The organism is Porphyromonas somerae DSM 23386 (assembly GCF_000372405.1).
GTDB lineage: Bacteria > Bacteroidota > Bacteroidia > Bacteroidales > Porphyromonadaceae > Porphyromonas_A > Porphyromonas_A somerae.
Window position 1 is genome coordinate 1 of sequence record NZ_AQVC01000008.1, and the last position, 12,342, is coordinate 12,342.

At 51.2% G+C, this 12,342-nt stretch carries 11 protein-coding genes; 4 read left to right on the forward strand and 7 right to left on the reverse strand.

All coding sequences use genetic code 11. From position 1 onward, the window contains the following. Positions 1 to 68: 68 nt before the first annotated feature. Positions 69 to 239 carry a hypothetical protein gene (locus tag A3GK_RS11575; RefSeq protein WP_018027908.1) on the reverse strand — a complete coding sequence of 57 codons (171 nt, stop codon included), beginning with the start codon at positions 237 to 239 and terminating at the stop codon, positions 69 to 71. 193 nt (positions 240 to 432) lie between these two features. Here A3GK_RS11575 and A3GK_RS0102245 point away from each other — a divergent pair, with 193 nt between their 5' ends. The 4 genes from A3GK_RS0102245 to A3GK_RS0102260 are packed head-to-tail and all read left to right on the forward strand — an operon-like array spanning position 433 to position 4,201. Further along, positions 433 to 1,719 carry a hypothetical protein gene (locus A3GK_RS0102245; protein ID WP_018027909.1) on the forward strand — a complete coding sequence of 429 codons (1,287 nt, stop codon included), beginning with the start codon at positions 433 to 435 and terminating at the stop codon, positions 1,717 to 1,719. A 35-nt stretch (positions 1,720 to 1,754) separates the two neighbouring features. Beyond that, positions 1,755 to 2,240: an NfeD family protein gene (locus A3GK_RS0102250; RefSeq protein ID WP_244860713.1), complete on the forward strand. Its 486-nt coding sequence runs from the start codon at positions 1,755 to 1,757 to the stop codon at positions 2,238 to 2,240. After that, the gene (gene floA, locus A3GK_RS0102255) at positions 2,237 to 3,268 is read left to right on the forward strand and encodes a flotillin-like protein FloA (protein ID WP_018027911.1); all 1,032 of its coding nucleotides are present in this window, start codon (positions 2,237 to 2,239) and stop codon (positions 3,266 to 3,268) included. The genes A3GK_RS0102250 and floA overlap by 4 nt, the downstream gene beginning before the upstream one ends. Positions 3,269 to 3,322: 54 nt before the next feature. Next, complete coding sequence (locus A3GK_RS0102260; RefSeq protein ID WP_018027912.1) at positions 3,323 to 4,201, forward strand: nucleoside phosphorylase; 879 nt, start codon at positions 3,323 to 3,325, stop codon at positions 4,199 to 4,201. A gap of 80 nt (positions 4,202 to 4,281) precedes the next feature. On the opposite strand, the gene A3GK_RS0102265 is transcribed toward A3GK_RS0102260, so the two are convergent. The 6 genes from A3GK_RS0102265 to A3GK_RS0102290 are packed head-to-tail and all read right to left on the reverse strand — an operon-like array spanning position 4,282 to position 12,236. Then, positions 4,282 to 5,862, reverse strand: a complete 1,581-nt coding sequence (locus A3GK_RS0102265) for a peptide chain release factor 3 (protein WP_018027913.1) — start codon at positions 5,860 to 5,862, stop codon at positions 4,282 to 4,284. Beyond that, the gene (locus A3GK_RS0102270) at positions 5,849 to 6,760 is read right to left on the reverse strand and encodes an SDR family oxidoreductase (RefSeq protein WP_018027914.1); all 912 of its coding nucleotides are present in this window, start codon (positions 6,758 to 6,760) and stop codon (positions 5,849 to 5,851) included. The genes A3GK_RS0102265 and A3GK_RS0102270 overlap by 14 nt, the downstream gene beginning before the upstream one ends. Beyond that, positions 6,750 to 7,316, reverse strand: coding sequence for a DUF4924 family protein (locus A3GK_RS0102275; protein WP_018027915.1), 567 nt, complete (start codon positions 7,314 to 7,316; stop codon positions 6,750 to 6,752). The genes A3GK_RS0102270 and A3GK_RS0102275 overlap by 11 nt, the downstream gene beginning before the upstream one ends. A 35-nt stretch (positions 7,317 to 7,351) precedes the next feature. After that, positions 7,352 to 9,742: an endonuclease MutS2 gene (locus A3GK_RS0102280; RefSeq protein ID WP_018027916.1), complete on the reverse strand. Its 2,391-nt coding sequence runs from the start codon at positions 9,740 to 9,742 to the stop codon at positions 7,352 to 7,354. Positions 9,743 to 9,751: 9 nt separating this feature from the next. Beyond that, positions 9,752 to 11,071: an RIP metalloprotease RseP gene (gene rseP / locus A3GK_RS0102285; protein WP_026161663.1), complete on the reverse strand. Its 1,320-nt coding sequence runs from the start codon at positions 11,069 to 11,071 to the stop codon at positions 9,752 to 9,754. A 10-nt stretch (positions 11,072 to 11,081) separates the two neighbouring features. After that, positions 11,082 to 12,236, reverse strand: a complete 1,155-nt coding sequence (locus A3GK_RS0102290; protein ID WP_018027918.1) for a 1-deoxy-D-xylulose-5-phosphate reductoisomerase — start codon at positions 12,234 to 12,236, stop codon at positions 11,082 to 11,084. Between the last annotated feature and the right edge of the window lie 106 nt (positions 12,237 to 12,342).

Consider the following 12,342-nt stretch of genomic DNA (forward strand, 5'->3'; position numbering starts at 1 on the left):
TAAATGGGCTATAGCGTAGTAGAGCAAAAGTGGAGATGCAACTAACCGATTGCTTAGTTGCATCTCGGCTAGTGCCCTTGTATGGTGTTGGATTTCAGTTGATTGTAAAGAGACTGTTGCACGAAGGCGATCTGCTGCGTTGCTTTCGGAATTCGGGCCTCGGTCACGTACGTAAGTACGCTCCCTTCGTCCTCATCCTCAGCGCCTTGCATCTCATCCTTCGTGCAAAGTCTCAGCACATTTGAAGCAAATGTGCGAGAATGGCACTTTGTGCAACATTCTCTGTAAAGGGGCATTTTTGCTGTTTTACTCAGCGAGCTTTTCACCTACTATGGGGAGGTGGAGATTGTGGTCGGCTGGTGTATTGGCTCCTTGTGAGATTGGTGTAAAATAGGTATCTTTGGGGATATAAGATAAGTTGTGTAGAGAAGGATGAAAAGAAACCTATTGATATTGGTGCTCTTGGTATGGAGTGTGGGCTTGGTGGCAGAGGAGCCACCTACGAGGCCACTCTCTCCGTACGACCAGGCGGTGGTCGCCTATCGTGAGGGCCGTTATGCCGATGTGGAACATTGGTACCATTCTCTTTCACGTAGAGATCAACGCCGTGCGGAGACTCTGAGGCTGGCAACGCTCTCGGCGATCAATGATTACCGGTTGGAGACGGCTCGGGAGCGACTGGAGCAGTATGAAGGGCTTCGGCTGAGAGGGGAGGAGGAGCGTGCCAAGCGTGGCGAGGTAGTGGCGCATCTGGAGCTGGTGGAGCGATTACTCTCCAATAGCCGTGTGGTGGCGACGCTAGATACCCTTGTGGCACCTCGTGCAGAGGTTTGGAAGCGTTTGCAACATGAGACAAGCTATCTCGGTGAGGTGCAAGAGGGTGCCTATCTTTCGCCCGATGGGAAGAGCCGTTGGCAGGTGGGGAGTGATGCGGATAGTGTGCCCCACTTTTATATCTATCATCAATTGGGTGATGGGCGTTGGGACGAGGCAAACCCCGAAGTGGTCAGGGTGAATGGGCTTCCTGAGGGGTGCCAAATCAGCTATCCCTTTGTGGGGAGTGACGGCACTACGATTTACTTCTCCTTGGAGGAGGAAAAAGGGGAGGTCCCTCAACATACTTTAGGCGGTAAGGACCTCTATGTGAGTCGGTACGACCGAGCACAAGGGATGCTTTTGGTGCCTACGCAACTGATGCTGCCTTTCAATAGTCCGATGGACGACTTCTGCTACATTGTGGATGAGGAGCAGGACGTAGGCTGGATGGTGAGTGCCCGAGAGGCGTGGGGGGATAGCCTCCGTCTGTGGTGCTTTGCCCCTAGCACGTTGGCTCGCTACGAGGGGGAGAATCTCCGTGAAGTGGCGAGGTGGCTAGGCAGTGAGCTGAAGCCCCGTAAGAAGGAAGCTGTAGCTACCCAATCAATGCTAGGCAATGGTGAGAAACCGCTCTTTTGGGTGGGAGACGATGCGATCTATAAGCAGAGGTTGCAAGGGTCTCAGGTGCCGGAGGGATTGGTAGCAGAGTACCTGAAGGTGCAGGAGCTTTTGAAGGAGTGTGAGGCCTCTTTGGAGGCGTTGAGATTACAGCTGGGTAGGGGTGGAACTGCGACTCAGTTGAAGGAAGAAGTGCTTTCGCTGGAGAAGGAGAGTGAGGGGTATCGGACTCGGCTTTTTACACTTCGCAATGAGATCATTCGGCTTTGGAGGGGTGGTGAGTGATGAATGGATATTAAACTACTTAAGAGCTATAAATTATGATGTTGACGTTCTTGGTCATTTTGGTAGCTGTGGTGACGGCAGCACTGGTGCTAGCGGAGATTTTCTTTATCCCAGGGTTGGGACTTATGGGCATCATAGGTGCAGGAGGATTTATCGCTATGGAGTACTTCTTATTTGCAGAGGGTATGGTGAGTATGGCCATTTTCTATGCACTGCTCTCGGTGGTACTCTTTGTGGTAGGGTTTTACCTGCTGAGCCGCAACAAATTTATCCAAAAGGTGGCTCTTAAGGATTCGGTTGATGAGGTGGCGGTGAAGCTTCCTGAGGGGGTGGAGCGTGGTGCCTATGGGGTGGCGGAGAGCCGGCTAGCCCTTGTGGGTACTATCCGCCTTGGGGGTGGCACCCTAGTGGAAGCGGAGTCGGAGGAGGGTTTTATCAATGAGGGGGAGCCGATAGTTATATCTGATATTCGGTATAATAAGGTCTTTGTAAAACGAAATAATAAAGAGCAAAAGTTATGAATCCAATTTCTCCAAGTCTGATAGGGATAGTGATAGCTATAGTAATAGCCCTGATCCTTATCGCTCTATTCCTGAGATACTTCCCGATCCTATTGTGGGTATCGACACGTGCCTCGGGAGTGCGTATCTCGCTATTGCAACTCTTCTTGATGCGTATCCGTAATGTGCCACCTCATGTGATCGCTAAGGCGATGGTGGAGGCACACAAGGCGGGACTCGACCTGACGCGTGATGAGCTGGAGGCGCACTACCTCGCTGGTGGCCATGTGGAGCAGGTGGTGCATGCCCTTGTTTCTGCCAATAAGGCCAATATCGACCTATCCTTTAAGATGGCGGCGGCGATTGACCTCGCAGGTAGAGATGTATTTAATGCAGTGCAGATGTCGGTGAATCCTAAGGTGATCGATACTCCTCCTGTAACCGCTGTGGCAAAGGATGGTATCCAATTGATCGCCAAAGCACGTGTGACGGTGCGTGCCAATATACAGCGACTGGTGGGAGGAGCTGGTGAAGAGACGATTCTCGCCCGTGTAGGTGAAGGTATTGTGAGCTCTATCGGTTCGAGCGAACGGCATACGGTAGTGCTAGAGAACCCCGACTCTATCAGTAAGCTGGTGCTTCGGAAAGGACTAGATGCTGGTACCGCCTTTGAGATCCTCTCTATCGATATTGCCGATATTGACATTGGTAGAAACATCGGTGCGGTACTGCAGATGGATCAGGCTCAGGCCGATAAGAATATCGCCCAAGCTAAGGCCGAGGAGCGCCGTGCAATGGCGGTGGCTCAGGAGCAGGAGATGCGGGCTTTGGCACAGCAGGCTCGTGCTAAGGTGATTGAAGCGGAGGCGGAGGTGCCTCTCGCCATGGCGGAGGCGTTCCGTAGTGGTAACCTAGGGATTATGGATTACTACAAGATGAAGAATATCGAGGCGGATACCTCGATGCGTGAAGCAATAGCTGGTCCTACGGGTAATGAGAAGGAGCATAAGCCTATGGGTGCTATTGACGAAGATAAGAAGAAGAAATAATGAACTGGGTGCGGGGAAAGTTACCCTTGCCAAGCGCCCATTAAATGAAGTATTATGAGTAAATTTATTATACCAGAGTCGGAATTGATCATCAATAATGATGGCACTATTTTTCATCTCCATTTGCGTCCTGAGGATATCTCGGATAAGCTAGTAATTTGTGGTGACCCCTCGAGAGTGGATATGATTGCTTCGCACTTTGATAGTGTGGAGGTCAATGTCTCTAGCCGTGAGTTTCACACCATCACTGGTACCTATAAGGGGAAGCGGGTCACTGCCCTTTCTCATGGTATTGGAAGTGATAACATCGAGATTGTGCTGAATGAGCTAGATGCACTTGCCAATATTGATTTCAAAACGCGTACTGCCAAGGATGAGCATAAGGAGCTGACAATTGTGCGTGTTGGCACTTCGGGAGGTTTGCAAGACTTCGCCCCTATCGGCTCGTTTGTAGCTGCCAATTATGCGATTGGCTTTGATGGGGTACTCCACTTCTATGCCGATCGGGACAAGGTGTGCGATAAGGCTTTTGAAGCGGAGCTGATGAAGCAACTAGAGTGGCAGATTAATGGGCTAAAGCCTTATGCTGTCCTAGCGCCAAAGGATATGATTGAGCAGTTCGTGACTCCAGGAGGAGTAGTGCCAGGAGCGACGATTGCTTGTAATGGTTTTTATGCACCACAGGGTCGTCGCCTTCGTGGCAAGCTAGCGGATCCTAAGCTCAATGAGAAGATCATCAACTTTGAGCACAATGGGGTGAAGCTGACCAACTTTGAGATGGAGAGCTCGGCATTGGCGGGTTTAGGTGCTGTCCTAGGGCACCGAGTGCTGACTATCTGTACGATTATTGCTGGTCGTAAGAGCGAGACGATGAATACCGAGTACAAGGGCACTATCGAAGGCCTTGTACAGCTTGTGCTTGACCGTATCTAAAGCGACTAAAGGTACTATATAATAGAATCCCCGACCTATCCTATGATGGGTCGGGGTTTCTTATGAATGCTGTTCGCTAGTTAGAACTCGCTCGTGAAGTGGAAGGTGATATCGGGGAACTCCTCTTTCGCCATATTCAGTAGATAGGCACTATCGGCAAGATAGACATCGCGTCCCTGCGTGTCCACGGCCATATACTGCATCTTGCGTTTCTTGAACTCCTCTAGTACTTCGGGTTTGTCGCAAGAGAGCCAGCAAGCTTTGTAGAGATTAATTGGCTCCCAACGACAGCTCGCTTGGTACTCGTGGAGAAGGCGGTACTGTATTACTTCGAACTGCAATTGCCCTACAGTACCCACAATACGGCGACCGTTGAAGGCGTTGGTAAACATCTGTGCTACCCCTTCGTCCATCAATTGAGTCAATCCCTTTTGGAGCTGCTTCTGCTTCTGTGGGTCGGCATTCTCAATGTACTTAAACATCTCTGGTGAGAAGCTAGGCAGTCCCTTGAAGTGGAGCACCTCCCCCGAAGTGAGGGTGTCGCCAATCTTGAAGTTACCTGTATCGGGAAGACCTACAATATCCCCCGCAAAGGCATCATCAACGATCTCCTTTTTCTGTGCCATAAATGCGGTGGGCGAGCTAAAGCGCATCTGTTTTTTGTGCCTTACGTGGGTGTAGTACTTATTCCGTTCAAATTTACCTGAGCAGACCTTTACAAAGGCGATACAGCTGCGGTGGTTGGGGTCCATATTGGCATGTATCTTAAAGATAAAGCCGGTGAAGGGCTCCTCGTAAGGGTCTACCACTCGCTCTTCAGCCTTGGTAGCTCGTGGAGATGGGGCGATGCGCACAAAGGTATCCAGCAGCTCTTTCACACCAAAGTTATTGAGTGCTGAGCCAAAGAAGACAGGAGCAAGGGAGGCCTCTAGATACTCCTCCTCATTGAGTTCTGGGTAGACTCCCTCGATGATCTCCAGGTCGTTCTTCAGTCGCTTTGCCTGTGCTTCGCTCAGGTAGTTGAGCAGTTCGGGTGAATCGAGATCCACCTCCATACGCTCCGAGACATGCGACTTATCGGCTCCCGAGAAGAGTTCTAGCTCCTTGTCATAGATGTTGTAAACTCCTTTGAAGCGGTCACCCGAATCGATAGGCCAGGTGAGTGGGGTGGTAGCGATTTGCAGCTCTTGCTCCACCTCGTCGAGAAGGTCGAAGGGGTCTTGCGACTCTCGGTCCATCTTATTCACAAAGACAATCACGGGCGTCTTACGCATACGGCAGACTTCCATCAGTCGCTTAGTTTGTAGCTCCACACCTCTCGCACCATCAATCACGATGATTACCGAGTCCACGGCGGTCAGCGTACGATAGGTATCCTCGGCAAAGTCTTGGTGACCAGGGGTATCTAGGATATTTACCTTGTACCCTTCGTACTCAAAGCCCATCACAGAGGTGGCGACAGAGATGCCTCTCTGCTTCTCAATCTCCATCCAGTCGGAGGTTGCCGACTTGCGTATCTTATTGCTCTTCACCGCCCCTGCTACGTGTATCGCTCCTCCGAAGAGCAGTAGCTTCTCGGTGAGTGTCGTCTTACCAGCATCGGGGTGTGCAATGACGGCAAAGGTTCTTCTCCTTGATATCTCTTCCTTATTGTATTTCATCAGTTGTTCCTTGAATGTCGTAATTGTAAATCTCCTGTAGTCGCTCCTGCCATGGGCGGATGAGTGTGGGGTAGAAGTGTGATATCTTCTCAGTCGAGAGGGCACTAAAGTGTGGGCGAAATGCGGGGAGTGCCCAATCTGCTTGGGTACACTTCCCTACGGTTACTAAGGTATCGGGTGGTAAAAGCTCCACAATTTTGCTCGCAAAAGTATGCCTAGAAGCAGGTCCAACGTCCGCAACGTGGTAGATGCCGAAAGGCAATGGCCCTTGCTTTTCACTCGCGATCTCCAAGATAACCTCTGCCAAGGTAAAGACAGAGGTAGGAGTACTCACTTCATCCGTTACCACCCTAAGCGGTTTACCCGCTTGGGCATTGCTCAATATGCTTTTGTAGAAGCTCTTGTGTGGCCACTTGGCAGGACCATAAAGCCATGAGGTACGAAGAATATAGGCATTCTGCTTGTGGTAGTGTACCGCATACTCGCCGATCAACTTGGTGAGCGCGTACCTATTGGCCGGCATCGGGATATCCTCCTCTTTGTAGGGCTCCTTTCGTGGCGTTCGGTCACCTCCAAAGATATGGTCGGTACTGATATGTATCAGCGGTATCGTGCCGAGGGCATTGGCCAGTGCCAAAGGTATGGAGGTATTGGCAAGAAGTGCCTCACTGTACTGGCATTCAGCAGCATCGACATTGGTAAAGGCGATGCAATTGACCGCTATATCCAGTTGGTTCTTTGCCACAAAGTCAGCAATCTCCTCCTCGCTAGAATAATTGAGCGTCTCCCTTGTGGTGGGGAGTATCTCCAGCTCTGGGTAGTGCTTTCTAGCCACCTCCTGAATGGCCGTGCCCAGAAGACCATTAGCTCCTGTGAGCCAAACTCTCTTACTCCTCATCTTCCTCCTCCCCACTAAGTTGTAGGTTGCCCTCCTCTACCTCGCGAAAACGATCGGCGAGCATAGCTAGGAATGTGCTGAATTGTTTGATGGCCTCCGTTGTCGCTTCGGTCACCTCCTCGCCTCTTGCTTTGAGCGTTAGATAACCGTAGATGCCTACAAAGCAGGTCTCCACCTCGCCCATCTGGTCGGTGCCAGTCAGGTCGCGTAGCTGTATGATGCTGGGAAGTGTCTGGAAGTAGACCGATGAGTAGAGTGTCTGAGTTGGCTCCCTTAGTAGTTTACCCGAGAGCTCCTGAAGCGAGTCCATCAAGTCGTTGAGCTGCTGCAAGTGCCCCACCTCGGTAATCCCTTCAGCCTTCATGGCATCGGCGAGCTCTAGGTACCAGAGTAGCACCTTCTCCATCATCGGCTTCTCTAGTCGGTACCCCTCGTGTACATACTCAGTGATGCGGGTGAGATCAAAGTCAAGTGCCCTGATGGTATCCTCTATCTGCCACATATAGAGGATGTATTCCGCTACATTTTCCTTCCTTTTCTGTTCTGCTACTATCATAATCTATTAACTTCTTTGTGCCTATAAAATGGAGCTTAGTTATCCCTAAGTGTGATGACGGTAATCCCGGCACCGCCTAAGTCTACTAGCTCATCCTCATAGTGTGCGATCCTAGAATCCTGTCGAAGGTACTCCCTAATCGCCTGTTTTAGTGCTCCTATTCCGGTGCCGTGCAAGATGCGGATAGGGTTGTACCCAAAGTGATTGGCATCGTCAATAAACTGAACCACTGCCGAAAGGGCTTCATCCACCCGCATTCCTCTACAATCGAGTTGAGGCTTGAAATTGAGCCGTCGTTGGCTCGACTGCTGTTCAATCACCTGAGGCCTCCGTGCAACGAGGTCAGAGGTGGCTCGTTCTGTTGGCTGTAGCTTGCTGGCATCTACCGTCATGGTGAGGTTACCCAGCCGCACACGTGCTTTCTTACCCTCAATAGCCACCACTTCGCCTACTTCATTGCCATTGCCAAAGGTCACGCGACTTCCCTCCTTGATCGGCTCCCTCTTGTTGGGGGCTGGTGCCCTCTTTTTCTCTGCCTGTCGATTGAGATGAGACTTCTTCCGCTCCAGCTTTGCCCTCGCCTTTTGGGTTGGCTCCTTTTCTGCCTTAGCTTCTTTGATCTCCCGAATCGTTCGCTCCACAGTTGCATTGGCACTATTCACTATTTCCAGTGCCTCCTGCTCCGCCTTCGCCAGCAGGATCTTCCGTTTTTCCGAGAAGTTGTCTAATCGCTCATCCAGCTTACTCTGCTTCTCTTGTAGCTTTCGCTCTTGCCGCTTTACCTCCTCCCGTTTCCGCTTCCAATAAGCCTTATCCCGAATAATATCCTGTAGGTACTTATCTTGATGCAGATAGTCGCTACCCACTAATTCACTGGCATAATCAATGATCTCGCCAGGTAAACCGATCTTCCTCGCCACCTCTAGTGCAAAGGAGCTTCCCGGCTGACCGATAAATAGCTGATAGAGTGGCTCAATCCGCCCTCTATCAAAAAGCATCGCCCCATTCACCACCCCTTCGTGGAGCTCCGAGTAATCCTTGAGGTTGCCGTAGTGCGTGGTAATCACCCCATAGCAACCCATCTGCCGAAAGCGATCCAAGAGTGCCTCGGCAATCGCACCTCCAATCGTGGGCTCTGTTCCCGAACCAAATTCATCAATCAGTATCAAACTCTCCGAGGTGGCCTCCCGCAATACCCGTTTCATACCCTGTAGATGGCTAGAGTAGGTGCTGAGGTCGTTTTCTAGCGACTGAGCATCGCCGATATCCAGGAATATCTGGTCAAAAAGGGTGCAAGTGCTATGATCCATCATAGGCACTGCCAATCCGCACTGGAGCATATACTGGAGCAGACCAACCGTCTTGAGTGCAATGGATTTACCGCCAGCATTGGGGCCAGAGATGATGAGCAGTCGCTGCTCCTTATTCAGTTTCAAAGTAAGCGGTACCAATTCCCTATTGAGTGACTTCAAGTGACGCTCTAGGAGCGGGTGCCTAGCCACTTGCCACTCCATCTCGCCCTCGGTGGAGAGTTGTGGAATTACCGCCTCCATCCCATTGGCGAGTCGTGCCTTAGCCCTATTGAAGTCCAAAATGCCTATCCCTTGGCAATTGCGTTGGAGCATCGGCATATCCCTCCTCACGAAGTTGCTAAACTCCCTAAGTAGTCGCACAATCTCTCTCTGCTCCTCACTTTGCTTCTCGCGGATCCGATTGTTCATCGCCACCATCCGCTCCGGCTCCATATAGAGCGTGCGGCCTGTGGACGACTCCTCATGCACGATGCCACCGATCTCTCGCTTTGCCGAAGGGATAATAGGGAGGAGCAAACGTCCATCTCGCATAGCTGGCGTGGCATCTTTCTCCACCCAACCAGCTGCTTTGGCCTCTCTGAGGATGCTCTGCATCGTTTGCCCAATAGAGCCTTGTAACTGCCGTAGTTCGCTCCTAATCGCCCTTAGCTCCTTGCTCGCTGTATCCTTGATCTCCCCCGCATCATCAATCAGGTTGTGCAGTCTCCGTCGCAGGTCCACCAGATCGTCCAAACCCATGGCTAGCTCAGAGAGATTAGGGTACTCTTCATTCTCCGCCAACGCCCTCTTCGTCTCCACTACCGCAATGAGTAGCTCCCGAAGCGGACGCAACGACTCCACCTCGAGGTAACTCCCCTCTGGACGAAGAGAGCGGAGGGCATCTCTAAGCGGACCAAACCTAAAGCTAGGGATATCCACACCCGATGCCGTGAATTGGAGCATCTCACTGAGCTGTTCCAATCGGCTATGAAGTGCTTTGCCTGACTGCATAAAACCCATCTGCTCCGTGAGGAATTGACTCACCTCGTTATCGCAAAGGGCATAGAGGTCGTGCCGAAGTGTAGTGAACTCCAGCTTCTGCTCTACTATTTCAAATGCTTTATTGACCGCCACTTGACCTCCCTATAGTAAAAATCTAATCACATCGTTGATATTGGCATAGAGTATCAAAAGGATCAATAAAATCATGCCAAATATCTGAAGTCTCGTCTGCCACTTGAGTGAGGGGGCTCGGCCGGTGATCGCCTCGTAGATTAAAAACATAATGTGGCCGCCATCCAATCCAGGGATAGGGAGGATATTCATCACCGCCAATATCACCGAGAGAAAAGCGGTCATCGCCCAAAAGGCGTGCCAATCTATCGTGGAAGGGAATAGGCTTCCTAAGGTGCCAAAGCCACCAAGGCTCTGTGCCCCTTCGGGGGTGGCTACATACTTCAGCTGGTCGGTGTAGTTATTCAACTGCTTACCCGCTTCACGCACTCCTACTGGGATCGACTCCAATAGTCCGTACTCTAGTTTTTCGGTCTTGAATAGTTTCGTTGGGGGCGTAAAAGCGATGCCTATCCCTTGCTCCTTATCTACATAACTGCGAATCTCTTCTTGAGCACCGCCTCGTATGATAGAGAGGGAGATGGTATCCCCTCTCAGCTCCTTGATCTTGGGGAGTACCAGGGAGAGCCGATCCATCGCTTCGCCATTGATCGCTACAATCTCATCACCACGCTGAAGCCCTGCTGCAGCCCCTGCACTACTCGGCACAATGGAATCGATGCGAGCCGGTAGATCCATGGCGAAAAAGGGCTCTTTGCTCGCCAATACTGCCCTCATAAAGTCCACTGGAATGGCCACCTCTACCCGCTTGCCTTCACGCTCCACGGTGAGGGTCTCCCCATTGGCAATCTCTTGCAGAATGGAGCCCTCAAAGTAGGCGAGCTCTTTGCCATCTACTGCTACCGGGAGGTCGCCATCTTGCAATCCCATTTGATGCCCTACGCTGGAGTACTTCAAGCAGCTATCCACCTCCTTCATCGGTAGCTTCTCCACGCCCCAATGGTAGGCAATGCCACCATAGATGAGCATAGCTAGGAGTACATTGAAGAGCACACCTCCCACCATCACGAGGAACCGTTGCCACACTGGTTTGCTCCTAAATTCCCATGGTTTTGGTTCACTCTCTAGACCCTCTAGAGCCAGAGACTCATCCACCATGCCATTGATTTTGCAGTAACCGCCGAGAGGCAACCAGCCCACACCGTATTCTGTCTCGCTTCGCTTCGGACGGAACCGAAAGAGTGCTTTGCCCCCTACGTCAAAGAATAAGAAAAACTTATCCACTCTGATCTTGAAAAGGCGAGCAAAGAGGAAGTGCCCCAACTCATGTACCGTCACCAGTATAGATAGAGCTAGTAGTAGCTGTATTACTTTTAGTAGTATCCCCATATTTTTTCGTCTAAATCCCTTCGTACCACGCTTGTGCAATGGCTCTTGCTTGGCCATCTGCCTCCGCAAGGATTGCTAGGCTAGAGGCATTTCGCTCAGGGGCCACCTCCATGGTATGCTTGATGATGCGTGGAATGTCTGTAAATCGTATTTTCCCTTGCAAAAAGCGCTCCACCGCCACCTCATTGGCTGCATTCATGGTACAAGGACTAGTGCCTCCCCTTTCAAGAGCCTCGTAAGCAAGTGAGAGGCAAGGGAAGTCGTCTCGGCGAGGTGCTTCCAGAGTGAGGTGGCTCATCTGCTCCACTGTGAGTAGTGGGCGAGCTCCCTCTAGCCTTTGCGGATAAAGCAAGGCGTAGGCAATAGGGTGCCGCATATCGGGATAGGAGAGCTGTGCTTTGATGCTGCCATCTCGGTAGCCCACCATAGAGTGGATGATACTTTGGCGGTGCACCACTACCTCAATAGCACTAGCAGGTACATTGAATAGGTGGTGTGCCTCAATCATCTCCAGCCCCTTATTCATCATAGTGGCGGAGTCAATGGTCACCTTAGGTCCCATATTCCAGTTGGGATGCTTTAGAGCCATCTCGGGGGTCACCTCGCTAAGTGCTTCCTTGGGTAGGTCTACAAAGGGACCACCCGAAGCGGTGAGATAGATCTTCTCCACCGCACTCATCTGCTCTCCTTGTAGGCATTGGTAGATGGCGGAGTGCTCCGAATCTACAGGAAGGATTAGTGACCCATGCTGCCGACAAAGTTGCTTGATCAATTCACCTGCTACCACCAGAGTCTCCTTATTGGCAAGGCCAATGGTACGACCACTCTCTATGGCACTGATGGTGGGCTCTAACCCAGCAAAACCTACCATAGCGGTCAGTACCATATCGGCATCAATAGAGCCTGCCAGCTCCACGATGGCTTCCCTTCCTGCTAGTACCTCAATATCTAGCCCCTTGAGGGCTTTCTTCAGCTCCTTTTCGTGTGCTTTATTGCCAATAGCGACTACCGCGGGGCCGAACTTCTTCGCCTGCTCTACCAAGGCATCCACACTATTATTGGCCACTAGGGCGTGTACCCTTAGTTGGTCAGAATGTTGCTCCACCACTTCAAGGGCCTGCGTGCCAATGGAACCAGTAGAGCCAAGTATCGTTACACTTCTCATATCTTTCTATACTATTTGCCCCAATCTACGAGACAAGTACAAAGTTACCAAATTCTCCCGACCTATCTAGCTCATCGTTTGCTCTAAAAGGAAGGATAAAATTTTA

Excerpts from the sequence above, each read along its gene's own strand:
- A3GK_RS0102245 (WP_018027909.1), top strand. The coding sequence starts at position 433 with ATGAAAAGAAACCTATTGATATTGGTGCTCTTGGTATGGAGTGTGGGC.
- A3GK_RS0102250 (WP_244860713.1), top strand. The coding sequence starts at position 1,755 with ATGATGTTGACGTTCTTGGTCATTTTGGTAGCTGTGGTGACGGCAGCA.
- floA (WP_018027911.1), top strand. The coding sequence starts at position 2,237 with ATGAATCCAATTTCTCCAAGTCTGATAGGGATAGTGATAGCTATAGTA.
- A3GK_RS0102260 (WP_018027912.1), top strand. The coding sequence starts at position 3,323 with ATGAGTAAATTTATTATACCAGAGTCGGAATTGATCATCAATAATGAT.
- A3GK_RS0102265 (WP_018027913.1), bottom strand. The coding sequence starts at position 5,862 with ATGAAATACAATAAGGAAGAGATATCAAGGAGAAGAACCTTTGCCGTC.
- A3GK_RS0102270 (WP_018027914.1), bottom strand. The coding sequence starts at position 6,760 with ATGAGGAGTAAGAGAGTTTGGCTCACAGGAGCTAATGGTCTTCTGGGC.
- A3GK_RS0102275 (WP_018027915.1), bottom strand. The coding sequence starts at position 7,316 with ATGATAGTAGCAGAACAGAAAAGGAAGGAAAATGTAGCGGAATACATC.
- rseP (WP_026161663.1), bottom strand. The coding sequence starts at position 11,071 with ATGGGGATACTACTAAAAGTAATACAGCTACTACTAGCTCTATCTATA.
- A3GK_RS0102290 (WP_018027918.1), bottom strand. The coding sequence starts at position 12,236 with ATGAGAAGTGTAACGATACTTGGCTCTACTGGTTCCATTGGCACGCAG.